General features: G+C 41.1%; 15 protein-coding genes. 10 read left to right on the top strand and 5 right to left on the bottom strand.

What is annotated here, in order from left to right:
• The first annotated feature begins 352 nt into the window (after positions 1 to 352).
• From BLV55_RS13970 to BLV55_RS13960, 3 genes are all read left to right on the top strand, one after another.
• Positions 353 to 2353, top strand: a complete 2001-nt coding sequence (locus BLV55_RS13970) for an ATP-binding protein (RefSeq protein ID WP_093315529.1) — start codon at positions 353 to 355, stop codon at positions 2351 to 2353.
• Positions 2343 to 3683 (top strand): sigma-54-dependent transcriptional regulator, encoded by a 1341-nt coding sequence (locus tag BLV55_RS13965; protein WP_093315527.1) that lies wholly within the window; start codon positions 2343 to 2345, stop codon positions 3681 to 3683. The genes BLV55_RS13970 and BLV55_RS13965 overlap by 11 nt, the downstream gene beginning before the upstream one ends.
• A 141-nt stretch (positions 3684 to 3824) precedes the next feature.
• Entirely contained in the window at positions 3825 to 5306 is a 1482-nt protein-coding gene (locus BLV55_RS13960) for an alanine/glycine:cation symporter family protein (protein ID WP_093315524.1), read from the top strand.
• 89 nt (positions 5307 to 5395) lie between these two features.
• On the opposite strand, the gene BLV55_RS13955 is transcribed toward BLV55_RS13960, so the two are convergent.
• The 4 genes from BLV55_RS13955 to BLV55_RS13940 all read right to left on the bottom strand — a co-directional run bounded on the left by BLV55_RS13955 (position 5396) and on the right by BLV55_RS13940 (position 11066).
• The gene (locus BLV55_RS13955; protein ID WP_242870138.1) at positions 5396 to 6778 is read right to left on the bottom strand and encodes a YfcC family protein; all 1383 of its coding nucleotides are present in this window, start codon (positions 6776 to 6778) and stop codon (positions 5396 to 5398) included.
• Between the two features lie 312 nt (positions 6779 to 7090).
• Positions 7091 to 9115, bottom strand: a complete 2025-nt coding sequence (locus BLV55_RS13950) for a sigma-54 interaction domain-containing protein (protein ID WP_093315519.1) — start codon at positions 9113 to 9115, stop codon at positions 7091 to 7093.
• Between the two features lie 97 nt (positions 9116 to 9212).
• The gene (locus BLV55_RS13945) at positions 9213 to 10256 is read right to left on the bottom strand and encodes a GGDEF domain-containing protein (RefSeq protein WP_093315517.1); all 1044 of its coding nucleotides are present in this window, start codon (positions 10254 to 10256) and stop codon (positions 9213 to 9215) included.
• A gap of 282 nt (positions 10257 to 10538) precedes the next feature.
• Positions 10539 to 11066: an ATP-NAD kinase family protein gene (locus tag BLV55_RS13940; protein ID WP_093315515.1), complete on the bottom strand. Its 528-nt coding sequence runs from the start codon at positions 11064 to 11066 to the stop codon at positions 10539 to 10541.
• On the opposite strand from BLV55_RS13940, the gene BLV55_RS15075 reads away from it, so the two are divergent.
• A complete protein-coding gene (locus BLV55_RS15075; protein WP_093315532.1) occupies positions 11032 to 11124 on the top strand; it encodes a helix-turn-helix domain-containing protein in 93 nt (30 codons plus the stop codon). The two genes, BLV55_RS13940 and BLV55_RS15075, sit on opposite strands and share 35 nt — an antisense overlap.
• Positions 11125 to 11371: 247 nt before the next feature.
• Here the strand turns inward: BLV55_RS15075 and BLV55_RS13930 are convergent, their stop codons facing one another.
• The gene (locus BLV55_RS13930; protein ID WP_093315513.1) at positions 11372 to 12469 is read right to left on the bottom strand and encodes a diaminopropionate ammonia-lyase; all 1098 of its coding nucleotides are present in this window, start codon (positions 12467 to 12469) and stop codon (positions 11372 to 11374) included.
• A 200-nt stretch (positions 12470 to 12669) separates the two neighbouring features.
• Here BLV55_RS13930 and BLV55_RS13925 point away from each other — a divergent pair, with 200 nt between their 5' ends.
• The 6 genes from BLV55_RS13925 to BLV55_RS13900 all read left to right on the top strand — a co-directional run bounded on the left by BLV55_RS13925 (position 12670) and on the right by BLV55_RS13900 (position 20032).
• On the top strand, positions 12670 to 13395 hold the full coding sequence (locus tag BLV55_RS13925) for a nucleoside phosphorylase (protein WP_093315511.1): 726 nt from the start codon (positions 12670 to 12672) through the stop codon (positions 13393 to 13395).
• Between the two features lie 69 nt (positions 13396 to 13464).
• Complete coding sequence (locus BLV55_RS13920; protein ID WP_093315509.1) at positions 13465 to 14565, top strand: hypothetical protein; 1101 nt, start codon at positions 13465 to 13467, stop codon at positions 14563 to 14565.
• Between the two features lie 64 nt (positions 14566 to 14629).
• Complete coding sequence (locus BLV55_RS13915) at positions 14630 to 15472, top strand: diguanylate cyclase domain-containing protein (protein WP_093315507.1); 843 nt, start codon at positions 14630 to 14632, stop codon at positions 15470 to 15472.
• Positions 15462 to 16343, top strand: coding sequence for a hypothetical protein (locus BLV55_RS13910; protein ID WP_093315505.1), 882 nt, complete (start codon positions 15462 to 15464; stop codon positions 16341 to 16343). The genes BLV55_RS13915 and BLV55_RS13910 overlap by 11 nt, the downstream gene beginning before the upstream one ends.
• Before the next feature lie 19 nt (positions 16344 to 16362).
• Positions 16363 to 17625, top strand: coding sequence for a glycosyltransferase family 2 protein (locus BLV55_RS13905; RefSeq protein ID WP_093315502.1), 1263 nt, complete (start codon positions 16363 to 16365; stop codon positions 17623 to 17625).
• A 28-nt stretch (positions 17626 to 17653) separates the two neighbouring features.
• Positions 17654 to 20032, top strand: a complete 2379-nt coding sequence (locus BLV55_RS13900; RefSeq protein ID WP_176968434.1) for a cellulose biosynthesis cyclic di-GMP-binding regulatory protein BcsB — start codon at positions 17654 to 17656, stop codon at positions 20030 to 20032.
• The last annotated feature ends 170 nt before the right edge of the window (positions 20033 to 20202 follow it).

The following is a 20202-nucleotide window of genomic DNA, read 5'->3' as shown; positions in this document are numbered from 1 at the left end:
ACAAAATTTGTCATTTTTATAGACAAAATTTGTCGAGTTTTTGCCCTTTTCACCATCCCTAGGTCCAGGGTCTTACTGATTGGCCAGAAATGGAGGCAAGATTATTAAATTCGAATATGCGGATCACTATGATTCTTAAATTGATAGGAGGCTATGAGGGGTGGGGAAAGAGGTCAGACGACGGAGTAGCGAGCATATGCTCCAAACTTTCCTTTGAGGATGAGAAAAAATGAAGGGAAATGAAATTGCAATTTGTCAATGAAGCAATTTCAAGCCATAAAAACATACAAAATTTGTGATTTCATCAGTGAAATGCTATACTATTGCCTAAAAGAAGAAGTGGGAGAAGCAGATGAAGAAAAGGATTACCATACTAATGGCGATGATGCTATTGTTGGGGACTTTCATGGTTAACCATTATATAAAAATTACCTATCATATGAACATAATTGAATATTTTGCAGGTAATCACCAGCTGACACAAGCGGATCGAGAGTATTTGGAAAATCATGGGCCTATTATCTATGGCTCGGGCAATAACTCACCTCCGCTTTATTTTGTGGACAGCGAAACAGAACAGTATAAAGGAATCGTGATTGACTACCTGCAAGCCCTTTCAATTGAATTGGAAACCGAGATTTTATATCAGCCCATGACATGGGCTCAGGCCCTTCAAAAACTTGAAACAGGTGAAACTCATCTGTGTGATATGTATCCATCAGAGGAACGGGCAAAAAAGTATCTTTTTTCAGACCCTATTTACTTTCAGCGTGGAGTGATTTTGGTATCAGGAGAAAATAAGGATATTAATAGGGCGAAGGACTTGGCTGGTAGGAGAGTAGGTGTTCAGAAAGGTGATTATGCTCATGAATTTTTAGAAAGTCAGAGTGATGATATCCACTATGTATTTTCAGAACATTATGAAGAAAGCTTGCGTCGTCTTTTAGAAGGACAGGTAGATGCTATTGTTGGGGATGAGCCAGTGATCAGCTACCTAATGGAAGAATATCGGATAAAAGAAGCATATCGAATTGTGGATGAGCCAATGTATGAATTGCCATCCGTCCTTGGAATTCCCAAAGATAAACCGGAGTTAAAGCGGATCATTAACAAAGGTATTTTTTCCTTAAATCAGACAGATACGGTCAGTAAAATACAACAAAAATGGTTTGGAATTTCTACCCCCATAGGAAGAGATGATCAGGTACATCGAATGGGACTGTTTCTGCTGACTGGCGGTGCTTTAGGCTTTATGATTTTAGGGACCGTCGTGATATGGAACTTAGAACTTAACAGAGCTGTCCATCAACGAACAAAAGCGTTGCAGTTAAGTGAAAAAAATCTGCAAACTATTATGGATGGACTGCGCTATATGGTAGTGGTGGTGAATAAGCAATTACATATTGTAACAGCGAATCAACAGTTTCATCAGTATTTTGGAAATCGATTAAAGGATCAGGGAGTCAACTTAAAAGAAGTGATTCCAGACTTGCCTTCCTCGATGAATGGTGAGTTAGCTCCTGATTTACAAACCGCAGAAATTCTCTTAAAAGGAAGAGATTATCAGATTAATGCTTGTCCAATCAAATATGGTCCGCATATGGAGGAAGCAACCGTATTGATCATGGAGGATATTACCGATCGAAAAATACATGAAGCACAGTTGCTGCAAGATCATAAAATGGCGGCTATTGGACAGTTGGCAGCTGGCGTTGCTCATGAAATCAGAAATCCTTTAGGGCTGATACGAAATTATACCTTTATTATGCAGCGCTCTAAAGGGGAGAAGGCTATTCTGGAAGAAGCTCTCCATCGAATCAACGATTCTGTGGAGAAAGCCTCGAAGGTTATTGATAATCTATTGAATTTTTACAGGCTTACGGATGAAGCAACCCATTCAGTGAATCTGAAAGAGATGATTGAAGATGTAGTAGAACTGAATGGCAAGTTAATGGAAAATCATCATATTTCCTGTCAGCTAATTCTAAAGGAAATAGAGATAGAAACCTGCGAAGAATCGCTCAAACATATACTGATCAATCTACTGAACAATGCAATTGACGCTATGCCGGAAGGTGGCAAAATAACCATTGCACTTAAAGAGAAAAAAGATAAAGTTCAGATAAGAGTGATTGATAAAGGTTATGGAATGTCAGAAGAAACCCAGGAAAAAATCTTCAATCCCTTTTTTACAACAAAGAGAAGAGGTCAGGGAACTGGTCTGGGTTGCTATATTGTGTACAATGAGTTAGTAAAGTTAAAGGGAGAGATCGAAGTAACGTCAAAAGAAAAGGTGGGAACAACCGTAGTGATTTCATTAACGAAGGCGGAAGGTGACTCTTATGAAAAATGAAGCTTTTCAAATCCTGGTAGTAGATGATGAAAAAGCATACAGTGATTCCTTATCCATTATTCTCCGTAGTGAAGGATATGCTGTTGATACGGAGACAAGCTCGGCAAAAGCCTTAGAGATGATAGGGAGCAAAGAATATCATCTGGTAATCAGTGATTTTATGATGGAAGATATGGATGGTTTTGAATTGCTAAAAATGATTAAAGAAAAGAAAAAAGAGCTGGAAGTAATCATTGTCACGGGCTATGGGAGCATAAAAAACGCGGTAGAAGCGATGAAAAAAGGTGCTTTTTCTTACTATATAAAATCTCATGATCCGACAGAGTTGCTACATGAAGTATCGAAAGTAAAACGGATCAGAGCCTTAACGGAAGAAGTACATCAAGCTTCAGAATCCAGCCGATACTTAATGAGATCTAAGAATAAAAAAATGCAGGAAATCATTGAAATGGCTGAGAAAGTAGCTCAAAGCGATACCAATGTGCTACTTTTAGGGGAATCGGGCGTTGGGAAAGAAGTCATTGCCAACTATATCCATGAACAGTCCAACCGAAAATTCTACCAATTTATACCTGTTAACTGTCGTTCCTATTCAAAAACATTGCTAGAGTCCGAACTATTCGGGCATGAAAAAGGGGCTTACACGGGTGCAACAGAAACCCGTATTGGGAAAGTTGAATCAGCACAGGGGGGGACTCTGTTTTTGGATGAAATAGGGGACGCTACTCTGGATACACAAATCAAGTTATTACGGGTGCTGGACGCCAAGTATATTGAAAGAATAGGATCCAACGAACATATTGATGTGGACTTTCGTCTTATTTGTGCGACGAACCAAGGGCTTAAGGAACAGATTCAGCAAGGTGAATTTCGGGAAGATTTTTTCTACCGAATCAGCACATTTACCTTGGAAATTCCAGCGTTAAGAGAGCGACAAGAAGATATAGAGGAAATGGTCCGGTTTTTTGTGAAACAAATTTCTCGAAAAATGGATAAACAAGCGTTGGACATTGAACCGGAGCTAATGACCTATTTATTGAAATACTCCTACCCGGGAAATATCCGTGAACTGAAAAATATAATAGAACGGCTAATTGTTCTTTCTTCAGATGGAATATTAAGAAAAAAGGATTTATTAGCGAATCAACAGCATAGCTATTCTTTGGAATACACGTTGAAAGAAGTTCGGGCGCAAGCCGAGAAGGCTTATATAGAACAAATGCTAAGGCATATGGACGGACATTTGTCAGAAACGGCTAATAGACTGGGAATAACGCGGCGACAACTATTTAATAAAATTGGACAACTAAATATATACGTTGAGAAATAAATTTCATGGCGAGAAATTTATTTCTCAATAACGAGAGGGTGTCAACAGCTTGAAAGGTTGAAAACTCCCCCCTGAAAATGATGGCACGAAACTTGCTTTTTTAATTATTCGAATCATCATTCTATTTTAGGGAGGGTAAATATGTTTAATGAAGTAGTGGATTTTTTGAATGGAATTATTTGGTCCAACTGGTTGGTGTATTTATGTTTGGGAGCGGGATTGTTTTTTACTGTGTGGATGAAGTTTCCACAGCTTCGACTCATCAAAGACATGGTGCATCACCTTGTGTCTGGAGGAGATTCGGAATCGGGAGTATCCTCTTTTCAAAGTTTTGCCATGGCGCTGGGTGGCCGTGTAGGAACCGGTAATATTGCCGGAGTAGCTTCGGCTATTGGTTATGGTGGACCAGGCGCTGTTTTCTGGATGTGGGCCATCGCGTTTCTGGGAGCAGGATCCGCTTTTATTGAATCTTCTTTAGCTCAAGTGTACAAAGAAAAAAGTGATGGAGAATATCGTGGAGGTCCTTCTTATTACATTGAAAAGGGACTGGGAAAACGTTGGTATGCTGTCCTGTTTTCTTTTTCGGCGGTGATTGCCTGTGGATTTTTCCTGCCAGGTATTCAGGCCAACAGTATTGCTACGGCAGTTGAGAATGCCTTTAGCATTCCAACTTGGGGAACAGGTGCTTTTGTAGCTCTTCTACTAGGGTTGATCATCTTTGGAGGCGTCAAACGAATTGGGAAAGCAGCTGAAATTATTGTTCCTTTTATGGCCGTGGCCTATATTATTATTGCAGTTGTGATTATCGTAGTAAACATTACTGAAATTCCGGCGGTTGTTAATCTTATTCTTTCTCATGCCTTTAGTGCAAGAGCAGCTACGGGAGCTGTCATTGGACAGGCTATTATGTGGGGGGTACGTCGGGGGATTTACTCTAACGAAGCTGGTCAGGGTACCGGACCGATGGCAGCAGCAGCGGCAGAAGTTTCTCACCCTGCAAAACAAGGATTGGTACAAGCCTTTTCTGTGTATGTAGACACTTTATTTGTTTGTTCGGCAACAGCTTTTATGATTTTGGTAACAGGAATGTATAATGTGTACGATCAAGCAGGTGAGACGCTACTGGTGGAAAACATGCCGGGAGTAGCGCCGGGTCCTGAGTTTACCCAAGGAGCATTGGATTCCTTTATGCCAGGTTTCGGAAGTATTTTTGTGGCGATTGCTTTGTTCTTCTTTGCTTTTAGTACCTTAATGGCCTATTATTATTATGCGGAATCAAATATTGCCTATATGACTCGTGACATAAAGAACAAAAAGCCTTTCTTTTTTGCAACGAGAATCACCTTGCTATTAATGACCTTTGTTGGTTCGGTTAACACGGCTGGAGCGGTATGGGCACTGGGAGATGTTGGCGTAGGACTGATGGCCTGGTTAAATATTGTTGCGATCTTACTATTAGCAAAAACGGGAGTTGCGACATTAACGGATTATGAAGCTCAGACAAGACAAGGTTTAGATCCGGTATTTAATCCCAAGGCGTTAGGTATTAAAAACGCAGACTTCTGGGAAACGAAATGGGAAGAAGATCAAAAAAAACAAAAAACAATGGAAGATGCTGGCTAAGCACTCATTGGACAAAAGCCCCTGCTTTGGGAAAAGCAGGGGCTTTTGTTTATAGCCAGTGAAGGTGTCTCTGTTGTGGATATTTCTTTCTAAAAAGGACCAAATCCGATCATAGCGGCGGTGGTGATAGCGGCCATGCCAATCACTGTCCAAATCATAAGCAATGGGAAGACCCATTTCAGATACCTTTCAAAAGGAACGTTCACAATAGCCAGACTGGCCATTAAGACGCCGGCTGTAGGGGTCACTAGATTGGTAAACCCGTCTCCATAATGAAAAGCTAATACGGCAGTTTGTCGGGTAATTCCTGCAATGTCAGCGATAGGTGTCATGATAGGCATGGTTGCGGCTGCCTGACCGCTGCCGGAAGGAATCAGAATGTTTAAGAATAATTGGAAGACAAACATGCCGTTGGCGGCAATGACAGTAGGCATAGTGCCTAACCAAACACCTGCAGAATGAATCACCGTATCAACAATCATGCCATCTTCCATTACAACTAAAATACCACGGGCAACTCCGACGACTAATGCGCCAAAGGCTAGATCTTTTGCTCCTTTAACAAAACTGCTGGCGATTTCATTCATTCCCATTTTACCTAAAAAGCCTGCCGCAATTCCTAAGGCAAGGAAAAAGCCGGATATTTCATTAATATACCACTCGTGGATAAAAACACCATAAACCATGCCGGCAAAGCCGAGGCAAACAGCGATTAGTACGAAGGTATGACGTGTCTCGTATTCTTCAATGCCAGATTCAGTAGCATTAATGGTAGCTTCCAGTTCAACGTCTCGGATACAACTTTTTTCTGGATCCTCCTTAACCATTTTTGCATATCTCTGAACATACCAAATGGTGACAACTAGCAAAATGATAAACCAGACACCTCGGAAAGCTAGGCCAGAATACATGGGTAATTCGGCGATTCCTTGAGCAACTCCCAGGCTGAAGGGGTTAAGCATACCGGAAGCAAAGCCAAGGCGCGCGCCTACGTAAACAATTCCCATTCCTACCATGGCGTCGTATCCGAGCTGACGACATAGCAATACGATGATGGGAATGAAAGGTAAGGTTTCTTCCGACAATCCGAAGGTTGCTCCACCGACGGCAAAGAGAATAATAAGTGCGGGAAAAAGCAAATGTTCGCGTCCTGCAAATTTTCGAACAGCAACTCCTAAACCGGCGGTGATAGCACCTGTTTTCATAATGATTCCAAAAGCACCACCGATAATAAAGATGAAGGCAACAATGTTGGAGGCGTCAACAATGCCTCTTTGAACAGCGATAAACATATCAAAAGGATGAACAGGTGAGGGGTCTACATACTCGAAAGACTCGGCGTCTACAACAGTTCTACCGGTTGAGGGGTCTTCTACACGTTGATATTCACCGGCTGGTAACACATAAGTAAGCAAAGAAACAAGAATGATAATGATGAATAGTAAAGCATACACATGAGGAAATTTTTTCAAGAAAAACACTCCTTTGTTTAATGGTTTTGTAAGATGGAAAAAACAAGTCTTACTCTAAAGAATCACGTCCTTTCTAATTTCTAAAGGGTCAGTAAAAGGTACTGCAAGAAAGTGAAATGTAGACTACTTAAACTAGAATGCAATTACCGTTCCAAAAATTGAAAATAACGGATAATTTAGAAGATTGATCGCTTTGATTGTTGGAATTAGATGAATAAACAATATTTTTAGAAAATTCAAAAGGAGAGAAAAAGGGAAATAAAAAAGAGGGGGGTATAAAAACCCTCCCCCTTTCTTCTCCCATTTTCCCCATTAGAGCCCCGATTCTCCCGTTGGTGATGAAGGTGAGGCGTGCTGGAGAGTTTCGATGCCTTTTTCGGTTAAAGAAGTTCCCTGGCGGCCTTTTCCAATGATAATATCACCAGTCTGGTAAAGATTTTGCAATGCATTGCGGATGTCCTGTTCTGTGACCGACAGCTCTTTTTTCTGTGCCATACTTAAAATACTTCTTCTGCCGATCTTTTTCTGTGCTTTCATTGCCTGGTAAATGCTTTTCAGAACAAAGACTTCACAATGAGAACGGGAAAGAGGAGATGGGGTTGGTGCTGGAGTACGATCGTCAATAAGTTCCAAAGGAGGAAGATCGTGAACGTCGATGTAATTTTTTTCTAAATGAGCTAAATACTCGGCACAGTTTTTAAGTTCTCTCAAGTTGCCTTGCCAGTTACCTTGGATCAGGGCTTTTTTTGCCTCTTCAGATAAAAGATAGGAAGTTCCAAGGAACTGTTGCATATGCTGAAATAAAATAAGAATATCTTGCTTACGATGGCGTAGAGGTGGTAAGTGGAGCGGTAAAACTTTCAATCGGTAATAAAGATCAAGCCGGAACTTATTTTCGGCAACTAATCGATCTAGGTTTTGATGAGTTGCTGCAATGACACGAACGTCGATTGAAATAAGATGGTCGCTACCTACCGGGCGAATTTCCTTTTCCTGTAGTACTCGAAGTAATCGGCTTTGCATTGAAAGGGGAAGTTCAGCAATTTCATCAAGAAAAATGGTCCCTTGATGGGCTAATAAAAACAGGCCTTTTTTTCCGCCTACTTTAGCGCCGGTAAAAGCACCTTCCACATAGCCAAATAATTCACTTTCCAATAAAGAAGGGGAGATGGAAGCGCAGTTTACAACAACAAAAGGCTGGTCGCTTCTTTCAGAAGCGTTGTGGATAGCTTGTGCAAACAGTTCTTTTCCGGTGCCGGATTCGCCGGTAATCAGGACAGAGCTGCTGGATTTAGCCATTTGATTTGCGATATCTTTGCAACGAAGTAAATCACCACTTATGCCTTTGATATCATAGAAAGTATATTTTGCCTGATGTCCCTTTTCTTCAAAATGATATTGATTAGGAGTATTGCTGGCTTTTTTTACAAAAGAGTGCAAGGTAAACAAAAATCCATTAAAGTCCTTGGAAGCAATAGGGGAACTTTTAATTGTCAAAAAATGATCCCGATATTTAGTAATTTCTTTATTCTTTTCTAGTAAGCTAGGTAGTTTTTTGATGGGAAGGATATCTAACACATTTTTTTGAATGCAAGAATCACCTATCTCCAAAAGTTGATAAGCGCTTTTATTCATCGAAATGATATGACCATTTTTGGTAGCGAGGATAATGGATTCACTGATCGATTCGATGACGCAAGTAAAATAATATTGACTTATTGCAGGCTTGGGAAGGTTTGAAATACAATAAGGAGAAGGCGTGAGGCGGTTCAAGTAATTTTGAAAAGCATCGCTAAGTAAGGCGTCTTCCTGATGAAGGGTGGTAGCGATACGATTCATGGTGAAGGAGCTGATGAATGGAGGGCCTAGCAATACAAGCTGATTTGTGTCAAATTCTGAAGGGTTCAGGTTATCCGTTGTAATGATATAAGCTTTGGGATCTTCAGTAGGCTTTGTAAGTCGGGAGGCCGAAAGTTTATACACAGGATAGCCGGCGTCATTCAGCAATAGCTGATGGTCGCATAGCAGTTCGTGATTACGATGATGGAAATAAAGAATTTGTTTTTCAGGCAACTGACTTAAAATCTGGCATTGTGATTTTGATAAGCATGGTTGTAAACGGAGGGTTTTAAGATTCTCAGGAAATGGCTGTTCATCTGGCATTTCCTGGGTGTAAGTGGTGGTTAATAATAAATGTTGAGATAATTCTATTGGCTGGTTTTTTCTTTCTTTATGGCAAAGTAATGGTAAGACTTCAACAGAGAAAATTGATTCCAAAATATCTTTATAAAAAGAGGCAGTGTGTTGATTGTGAGCTAAAATAGTAATGTGGTCCACGGGAATCCACCTTTCTATTGGTTTATGTGCCTATGCATCCCTGTGGTATCTAAGTATCATTTTAATTGGAAAGAAAGTCAATGGGAAAATGATACTATTAGAATTCTGTCGGGGAAAAAGGTGAAAAGGTATCCGCTTGGATTACTCGGTTTCTTCCTTGATGTTTTGCTTGGTAAAGAGCGTTATCAACTCGCTTGATAATGCGAGAAAGGGTATCTCTGTGTTGGACTTCTGTAATACCAATACTAACGGTAACTTTATGATTGCCGATCAACAAGTTGTTTTGAGCTGCTTTTCGAATTTTTTCACTAATGGTGTAGGCAATAGAGCTGTTGGCATCGGGTAAAATAATCATAAACTCTTCACCGCCCCAACGGCCGGCAATATCGGTTTTGCGGATGTTATGAGTCAGGATCTGGGCAAACTCCTTTAGGACTCTATCGCCGGCAGGATGTCCGTAAGTATCGTTGATTCTTTTGAAATGGTCCATGTCGATCAAGAGAATACTGAAAGGATGCTTATGCTGATGATAGCGAGAGAGCATTATTGATAAAGCACTGTCCAGTTTTCCGCGGTTATAAAGCGTGGTTAACGTATCCGTCGATACAGCTGTTTCTAACTGAGAATGAGTCTCTTCAAAGGCATAGGAATGATGACGAAGAGCGAGGAAGGTGCTTCCTAAAATAATAGGAACCTGAATAAGCCGGTCGTATAAAAGACTGGCTGGACTGTGAGAAGATACCCAATGGGGATAATGGTATTCAGCAACTAAAAGACATTGAAAGAGAAGGAGGAGGATTCCTAAGAAAAAGAGTCGATGCTTACCGGAAAGAAGGGTAGTGATTAAAACGGCTGTGAGCACCAGATAGCCGATAGAAGCACTCTGACTTCCGCCGGCGTCAAAAAAACCAATGGGCATAAAAAAGAGAATCAGGTATAGAAAAAATAGGATTTTTGCTGGATAAGATTCGCCTTTTTTTCGTTGAGTTAAAAGAATGGAAAAAGACAGCAAGAAAAGAATCGCCCATTTGATATTAATGCGATAAGGTAGGGAAAGGGCGATATTCGTTACCATATTGATGATGGAGACGATGATGCAGTAAAGCAAGATAAAACGGAATAGGTGCCGCTGGTGAGGCATAATAGACACTCCTTAAAATGTACCGGTTCTACGGGGGAGTGACAACACGTTAAGGCCATTTGAGTCAATTCTTTTAGAACCATGTTATAAGAGAAGTATATCATATTTCGGTGTTTTGGGAAAAAACTTATCTCCCTTTTCTGTAAAAGGGAGATAAACGAGGTTACTTCACCCGATACATGACAGAATCCTGATAACCGGTTCGAACACGGACATAGCCAGATAATTGCTTGTCCAGTGCTGGATCACCAGTATCTAAGTGACGGGTGGTTGAGCCGGGACCTACCAGGTATAGAAGATCCTTTTCCAGATGATCCGCAATGCCGAGTGCAATTGATTTTTGCGAGGATTCTTCGGATAAAAGACTGCCGCTTTTTTTCCCTGCATAAGATTAAGGGTATCAGGAATTCTTAAGTAACCATATAAATGAGTATGAACCTGACCCTTTCGATAAGCTTCTTCGTCGATATCCAGCACTTCGGCACTTTTGAGCCGTTTGGCAGTACCGATCAAATAACGGCAGGCCAGTTTTCCGGCTTCTTCCAGGCTGGTGGCGTATACAGGAGAATGAATTTTGACTCCTGCAGGGATACCAATAACAGGAAGATTTTCGCCAACGGCTTGAAAAAGATCCCGGGCAGTTCCGTCACCATCGGCAAAAAGAATTAAATCTACGGATTCTCGGAGCATTTCCTCAGCGGTATAGCAGGTATCTTTGGCCGAGGTTTCTGTTTTAATCTTTTCTCCAGAATCGATCAGCGTATAGTGGAACCCCATCTCTGGTAAGGCTGGAGGTGTTTTTCGACGCAAAGCAGCTCAGGCACTGGGTATCAGTGTAAGAACCTTGTATCGAAAGTTGAAAAAATAACGAAAGAGAACTAATTGGAAAGAATAAACAGTATCATTATTGGTGCAAGGTAGAAAATCAGGATATATTCAAGTGCTTAAGGAAATTAACTTGTATACCAGTGGAAAGCACAAGAAAAACAGAAGCATGGCAGGGGAGAACCGTTGAATTGGAAAAAAAGCATTGGCCTTTGCACTCGCCAAAATGGCTTATGGGGCTACCAATGCTGAAGAAGCCCCAAATATGGCTGATTACCTGATTTGAAGCTTTAATAAAGATTTCCTTCGGTGCTAAATAATAAAATGACCGAGTCCTCATCAATCTTTAAGGAAATTTTCAAAGAATGGTAAGCAGGGTTTGTCAGGATTTCCTCGATAAAACCAAGGCCCACAGCGCCAGATTCACCGGAGTTAATAACAGGATCTTTCTGTATTGGATGCTGACTCCGGGACATGCCTTTAAGGGTGATTTCGTCCTGGCATTTAATGAAACAATTACTTTTTTCTTTTAGAAGCGGAAAAGTCATGAAGTTAGCTTCTCCGCAGTTAAGGCCGGCCATTAAGGTATAAGGTTCACCACCAATGCTGATCATTTTGTCTTGTTGTATCGATTCGTAAATACATGCTACTTGGCTGGATTCGATCACACCAATAAAGGGTAGTTGATCATCGTAGTGATGATATAAATACCAAAGAACGCCACCAGCCATGGAACCGACACCTGCCTGCAAAAAGACATGAGTTGGCTTTTCGGACATTTGTTCTAATGCTTCACAAACCATCGTAGAGTAACCCAGAACAATATTATTTGGAATTTCAGTATAATGAGGTAGAGCGGTATCCTGTACGAAATAGTAGCTGTGTTTTTTGGCATATTCTGATGCATAGCGAACCGTATCATCATAATTCATGTCGGTTACTATTACTTTGGCATGAAAGGCTTCAATAGCCTTTACCCGGCGGGTTTCACTGCCCTTTGGCATGAAGATAATGGCTTTATGACCCAACGAATTAGCTCTCCAGGCTAAGGCTTTTCCATGATTACCATCAGTGCAGGAAACAAAGGTATAATGGGCTTGAGGATTTTTCTTGATAATTTCATTTAGAGCAAAGCTTACGCCAAGGCCTTTGAATGCATTAATACCGAACCGTTGAGATTCATCCTTCACATAAATTTTTTGAACTTTAAGCTGATGAGCCAAGCACTTTAAATCATGTAGACTTGTCTGAGCATATTCTTTCATGGACTGATGAAAGGCATAAACCTGGTCGAAATTAGTCGGTAAGGGATAAGTTGCTTCAAGATCTTTTCTTTTATGCTGATTATCTTGATGGTGTTGATTCATCAGTACTTCGATAGTAGCCAAGGTACTCCCTCCTTCGTTGTTCTTCTCCTTGTTTTTTTTCCTATATGATCGAAAAAAATGGTAATATATACTAATATAGCATGTCGCTGCCTTTATTAGGGCAATTATGAGAAAATAACATAAAGAAAACAAGGATACATTTGTGTTCAAGAAAAAAGACGAGGGTAAAGAATAATGAAGGAAGAAAAGGAGTGATCAACATGAAACAACCTCACATTTTATGTCAGAAAGAAGAAATTGCCCCGAATATTTTACTGCCTGGAGATCCGGCTCGGGTGATAAGAGTGGCCGGTTTTTTGGATGAATACCGGGAAATTAGCTGGAATCGTGAATTTAGAACCATTACAGGAACCTATAAAGGAATGCCGGTTACGGTTACTTCTACTGGTATTGGTGGTGCATCGGCAGCCATTGCTGTGGAAGAATTGATTCAGTGTGGCGGAAAAAACTTTATTCGTATTGGCAGTGCCGGTGCTGTTCAGAAAAACATTGCTTTGGGAGATCTGATCATTGCCGAAGGTGCTCTAAGGGAAGATGGAGCTTCCCGCATGTATGTAGATGAAGGATATCCGGCAGTAGCGGATCCGGCACTAACATTGGCGCTAAGTCACCTATGTAAGATAAAGGAGTATCCTTTCCATCAAGGAATTGTACGAAGTCATGATTCTTTCTATATAGATGAAGAGGATGCTATTATGGAAAAATGGCATCGGAAAGGAATTCTTGGATCGGATATGGAAACGGCGGCACTTCTTACTGTGGCTAAACTGAGAGGTGTTCGGGGAGCATCTATTCTTAATAATGTCGTATTATACCAGGGAGATCTTCGCCAGGGAATTGCTGAGTATGTGGACGAAGAAAAGGTAACAGCGGAAGGTGAGAAGCGGGAGATAGAAGTAGCACTGGAAGCATTCTGTCGAATTTAGATCAGGAGATAAGGAGACAATGGGGGCAGGTTGACCACCGCTCCCGGCTCCTGCGGAAGGAGTAGAGGTATGATTAAAAATACTGTTCTACTGTTGTTTATTGCTTTGTTGATTCTTGGTGGAACTGTGTGGATTCTGACTACTCAGCAGCCCGAAACAGTTTCTCTTCAGTTGACTGAGGAAAGTGAAGCATTTAAGAACCCAGGCCGAGAAAAGCCACTCCTGGATTTTATAGAAGCATTTTTTCTCGTGGAGGATACCTTGCTAATGCGTACCAGTCTGGTGGAAGAAAGGGAAATGATGGCTACGGGAGAAGAGGTGCTTTCTGAATCTATTGGGCTCTATATGGAGTATTTCCGGCGCAGAGAAAAAGAAAATGAATTTCATCAGTTAGTAACCTTGCTGGAAAAATATTTTGTGTGTGAAGAGAAGCTTATTGCATGGAAAATAAATCCCAGTGAGATGAATTCCAAGGAACCGACCATTAATGCTCCAGTGGACGACCTTCGCATTATCAACCAGCTGATCATAGCCCATGAAAAATGGGAGGGGTATGGATATGCGGATCTTGCTAGAGTCCTTGCAGATGCTCTTTATGTCCATAGTGTAAGGGAAAAACAAATGCTGGTGTTTAATCATCCGGAGGCGGAAGTGGCCCCGTTGGTTTACAATGATTTTGAAGCGTTGCTACGGCTTTCAAAGATGGACGATAGATGGCAAAAAGTATTACAAAAGGCCCTTCACCATACTCTGGAACAGCAGATTTCCGGAGTTCCTTTCTATAAGGATGATTATTGGGTGAATCAAGGGCTGGTGGAAGAAGGAGAATATTTGGTGCTGGAAAATCTCTGGATCATGTATTATAAAGCCACAATTGGGGTAAAAGATAAAGAAGCCCTTGAATGGCTGGTCGTCCAAATGGATCAGGGTCCGGTTTTAGGACGGTATCGTTTGACGGAAGAATCTTTTTCTGGTAACGAATCACCAGCTATTTATGGAGTGATTAGTCGCATTGCAAAAATATACGAGGATGAGCAACTTTACTTGTTAGCAACAGAAGCTCTGGATCGAATGGTTACGAAAGAAGGGATCTATGCTGGTGGTTTTGTGGATAGTCTCACAGGCCAGGCTTATTCTTACGATCAGTTGATCTCTTTGCTAGGTTATTAACAATCCTTAAGGAGAAAACACGAGTAAAAGGAAGAAAATATAAGATGAAATAGGGAGGGAAAGAATGAAAAAGCATTTACTGGGCATAGAAATATTTACATTACTGTTGTTTGGTTTTTTTTCAGTTTTATTGTTCTATAGCATTGGGTTTTCTATCCAGTCTCTGGAGCAAATAATCCTGATGTCGCTGATTTTATTGATGATGCTTTTAACCTTTGCTCTTGGATTTATCAGAGGGGTGGTTATGAGCCTTTTGGTTCTTATTCTGCTGGGTATTTATATAACCTACGAAGTTGTGCTGAACCAAAGGCAGCTGCCCTGGGATTACTTGATGCTGATGATTGCTATTCCCGTAGGCTCCTTTATTATTGGCAGTATTCAAAGATTGGTTCACCAGTCAAAAATAAAATGTGAGCGATGCAGCTATATTGCAGATAAACTGGTACATATTGATGAAACAACTGGTTTTGGAAACGGACGGGAATTTTTAGTAGATCTGGAAATTGAGATGGCTAAGTCCAAGCGATACCAATATCCTTTAACAGTGGGGATTTTGGAAATACAATACTATCAAGAACTGTTACGGCTTTACGGAGATAACGCGGACAGAGTATTTGAAAAACTGGCGGAAGCTATTAATGCTACCATTCGGATTGAAGACACTAAATATCGGGTTGAAAAAGACCGAATCGCCCTGATCTTACCCCACACCAGCTTGAAAGATGCCAAAATATTAAAAAAACGTTTAAAGGATGGAATCGCTGAAATAGAAATCCCAGCAAGCAAAGACGTGAAAAAAAGCTTTCTGATTACCTCTAAGCTGGCTTTTTTGGAATATCATAAGGATATCATCAATAATGTGGAGTATAAAAGCCTGGCGGTGGCGGAGCTTGAGTATGATGTGTAAGCAATGGAACCTCATGCTATGGTGCGGGATCCTGTGCTTAGCTGCTGTTTTTTCAAAACCTGCTTATGGAAATGCATTTCAGCAGGATGATCGACAACCTTATGCATTTATCTTTACCGGGATTCATTCCCAGGTTCAGCGGGAGAACATTCAACAGATGGCCAATCGTTTTCAAAGCTGGGATATTCCTTTATATCTTGGTTTTGACGAAGAACTGCAATCTCTCATGGAGCAAGAGCAATCCTTGATTTCAACTGATAAAAGGGAATATCTACACTGGTTAAAGACTCTACAGGAACAGCATGTGTACTTTCTACTACCAGAAACCGCTAATTCAAGGGAGGCTGCCAGCTATCTGAAAAGACTTTTCCAATGGGGGATTACTCCTTTGGGATATTATTACGAAGAAAAAATGGAACCAGAGCCGGAATCCACTGAAGAAAAAAGGATGGTCTTCAGCTTTTCTATACCGCTGACGGCAAGGTGGGATTCTTTGTCTTATTTTCCACCAGAACTGGTGGTACAGCGTCAACTGGAGGATCAAGAGCCCCTGTTTTTAATGATGAGGGATGTGCCCAGCGGCGAGGAGCTTAAGCGATGGTTTAAAGCACTTGAGGTTCCAGAGATGATCCCCTTGACGCCTGGCCCTTCTGAATTTATTCGTGTAGATGGGTCTCTTGTCGCTATTCAGAACGGCGAATTTAGAATTCCAGAAAACCTGCTGGCAGAAACCAAAGCTCTTCAGGAAGAAAAAACGTGGATGGACAGCTTTGCTCGTATTTTCATCATGTTGTTGACGGGCATTATTTTTTCCTTAATTGTGATATTTATGAGATCAAAAAAAAACAGGGATCGCTCGCTGTTTGGGTAATCTAAAGGAGATCTTACCGATGGCTGAAACTATTATTTTTGCTCTGTTTTATGCAGCAATGCTGGGGATCTGGACACTATTGCTGTTGAATGTTTTTTTGTTGTATGGTGGCTATCAGTATTCTAGGGAGGCAGAAGAATATACATTTCCGAAGCTCTCGGATTATTTGGGACTAAAGAAAGTTTCCATCCTGATCCCTGCTCATAATGAGGAAATGGTAATTGGTAGAACCCTGACGGCTATGTGTGAAATGAATTACCCCAGGGATTTACTGGAAATAATCGTTATCAATGATAATTCGAAGGATGCAACCGGCACAGAAATAGAGCGGGTAAAAGCCGAGTTTCCAGATACAAAGGTGATCCATTTGGAGATTATTGGCGACCGTGGTGGAAAAGGGAAGTCAAATGCTCTGAATATCGGTTATCAGGAAGCCAGCGGGGAATATCTGGCGGTATATGATGCCGATAATACTCCCAATGCCAATGCCCTTTATTATTTAGTATATACCATGGAACAAAACGATAAATACGGCGCAGTGATAGGGAAGTTTCGAACCAGAAACAAAAATAAAAACATACTGACGGCGTTTATCAATATAGAAACCCTTAGTTTTCAATGGATGGCTCAAGCTGGTCGCTGGAAATATTTTCGTTTGTGTACCATACCAGGAACCAATTTTCTGGTACGGCGAAGGATCATCGATGCTATCGGCGGCTGGGATCCAAAAGCCATTGCAGAAGATACGGAGATTTCTTTTCGTATTTATAATATGGGGTATCAGATAGCCTTCATGCCAAAGGCGGAAACCTTCGAGCAAGAGCCAGAATCCCTAAAGGTTTGGATCAAGCAACGGTCTCGTTGGGTAAATGGGAATTTTTATGTCTTATTTAAAAATTTGTTAAACCCCAGATACATTAAGAGCTTTAAAGTAATAGTAGATATTGCTTACTTTTTTACGGTCTACGTCTTGTTTCTCAGTGCGGTGGTACTTTCGGATATTATTTTTATCATCGGAATCTTTTCGGGTATCCGGTTGGCTATTCCCAACGGATTCTTCATTATTTGGGCCCTCAGTTACGTGGTATTCCTTTTTCAAATTGCCATTACACTGTCCATCGAAAAAGGTGAAGTTCATCGAAAAAACCTGTTTTTAATAAGTATTATGTATTTTACCTACTGTCAGCTGTGGCTGGTGGCAAGTGTAAGGGGATTATTCCTGTTTCTAAAAGAAACCATATCCGGCAAAGGAAGCAAATGGTATAAAACAGAAAGATTCTAATCAATCAGAAAAAAATGGAGGAATGGGTATGAAGCATATGAAAAAAATCCTGGCTGGCTGGGTGATTCTGGTGATGTTGGCGACAACATTGGTAACACCAACATTTGCAGAGGGGGATAACATCACTGTTGGTGACTATGTGATCCAAGCGGGGATGTTTATGACAGAGCCCTATGCCGATGTCTTTAAAGCGAGGGTAGAAGAAACCGGCCTTACGGCTCATATTATAAAAGAAACCGGATATCGGGTGGTTGTGGGACCCTATCAGAGCGAAGCAGAAGCCCGTCAGGATCTGGACAGGGCAAGAAGCATTGACTCCAATGCTTACGTGTATCAATTGCCAGAAAGAAGCAGACAGATCCTTATGTCACAGATGGATGGAGGGGAAGTTGCCAATCATCAGGAAACAGCGTTTATAGAGACGGAAAGGGAAGAAAGGGAGATCCGTGAGAAACCTTCTGTTAAGACGGTTTCCCTTGAAAACGATCAGATTCTCAGAGGGTTTTCTGGAAGCGGAAGTCTTAATGTGAGCCTTCGCAATAAAAAGCCTGTGGAAGACGGGATCCTGCATCTATACTACCATCATTCACCCCTGGTGGATTATCCATATTCTTCGGTAACAGTTATGCTTAATGGAATGCCAGTAGAATCCTTTTTTCTGAGGGAAAAAGAAGGGATGTTTTACAAAAAAATTCCCATCAAAGCAGCATTTTTGCAGGAGGAAAACCAGATCAGTCTGCTGACCTATCACCGACTGACGGATGAACTGTGTGAAGATGAAAACAACCCGGCTCTCTGGCTGACATTGCTGAAGGAAACCTACTTTGAAGTAGCTTATGAAAGGGAAGGAGCAGATCAGATTTTTCCTTATCCTTTTTTGAGTTATGAAGCGGATCCTTGGCTGCAGGCTACCTTTGTTTTGGATTCTTTTACAGAGGCGAATATAGAAGCCATGTATACCATGGTGTATTCCTTAGCTTCTTATGCCAATGTTTCGGAAAAAGAAGTAGACTTCCAGGTGGTTTCCCTAGAGGATGTTGGAGACTTGGAAAGCTTGAAGAATCATTTTATCTATATTGGAAGTCCTGATTTTGAAGGTTTTTTGCCGGAAAGAGATAAAGAGGATATAAAACAAGGGACTTTGGGGCTTTATCAATCTGTAAAAGAAAACACTACTGGCCTTTTTATTCTTTCTTGGGATGAGTCACTTCGATCCAAAGGAAGTCGGATCTTTCTGAGGGATGATTTTATCGGTGAATTTAATGGGGCGATTCTTCTTGATCAAGAAGAGATACCAGAAATTTCAGTAATGAATAGAGAAGATGAACGAATGACACTGGAATCCCTAGGTTATGGAAATATGTTGATTGAAGGAAGAGAAGGACAATCAGAGATATTTTTGCAGACACCGCCAGGATATGGACTGGATCAGAAGAGCTCTATCGTGATTCGGAGCCGTTACCATCCAGCCTACCATGAAAATGGAGTGATCACCCTCTCTATCAATAACGAACGAATCGGAAGTCAGAGAATTATTCCTAATGATCAGGAGCAGGAATACACCTTTTCCATTCCTTCTTCTTTACAGGGATTATCGGATTTTAACCTGCAAATAGGCTTCAACTCTGGTGCTGAAGATCCATGTTTAACTGGAAGCAGTCAAAACATATGGGCTTTTGTTTCCCAGGCATCCTACCTGAAAGGCCCTTTTGATCATAAGGAAAGTTTTTTTCTGGAAGACTTTCCCAGACCTTTTGCATCCATCAACCAAACCCATGTTGATTATATGGTGTTTCCTGAAAAACCTTCAAAGGAGTTGCTGTCGGAGGGAATAAGACTTGTATCCCGAATGGCAGGAGACCGCCAGCGACAGTTAAAGCCTTTTCAGGTATTATTGGGAGATTATGTCGAAGCAGGGAACCGGCTGATATTTCTTAACGGAGAAGCTGGTATCCAAGGGAAGTACCTTGAAGAAACGCTAATTCAAGTTGACGATACCCAGTCCTATATTATAAACGAAGAAGAGATGACCCGATTTTTAAGGTTGGATACAACCTTAGCAGCAGCACAACTTTTGTACCATGAGGGGAATCACAGCTTGTTTGTAGTGGGAACCCATGAAGGAGCCTTAAAACGTGGGATCCAAGAGCTTCTTGAGCGGGAGGATAACAAGGTAGCTGGTGACTTTTTTTTCATGGATCAGGATTTTCGGATCAAGAGTGACTACCGGTTAAGAAGCTTTCAGCAAAGATGGATGGAAGAAGATGTGGAAGCAGAAGCCCAGGACAGCCAATTTTTGGAAAAAGAAGGAGAAATCATCAATCTGAGGGCTTTAACACTAGGGACATTTGTCGTCCTGTTGTTATTTATCCTAATAGTCTCCATCTGGAAATATAGAAGTTATTGAAAAGGGCGGAGAAATAGTTGACGCCAGAAAAACTGGAGAACCTACCCATTATGGGTAGGTTCTCTTTTTAGGCTGCTTTAAGCAATACTACCCTTTTTGTGCGTGGTGGGACATACCTTCTTTATAGTAGGCTTTATGGTAGGCTGGAGCATGTAATCATTCATAGTGAA

Origin of the sequence: Tindallia californiensis, assembly GCF_900107405.1 — a bacterium.
Taxonomy (GTDB): Bacteria; Bacillota; Clostridia; order Peptostreptococcales; family Tindalliaceae; genus Tindallia; species Tindallia californiensis.
This window is presented reverse-complemented; position numbering and strand designations above follow the sequence as displayed.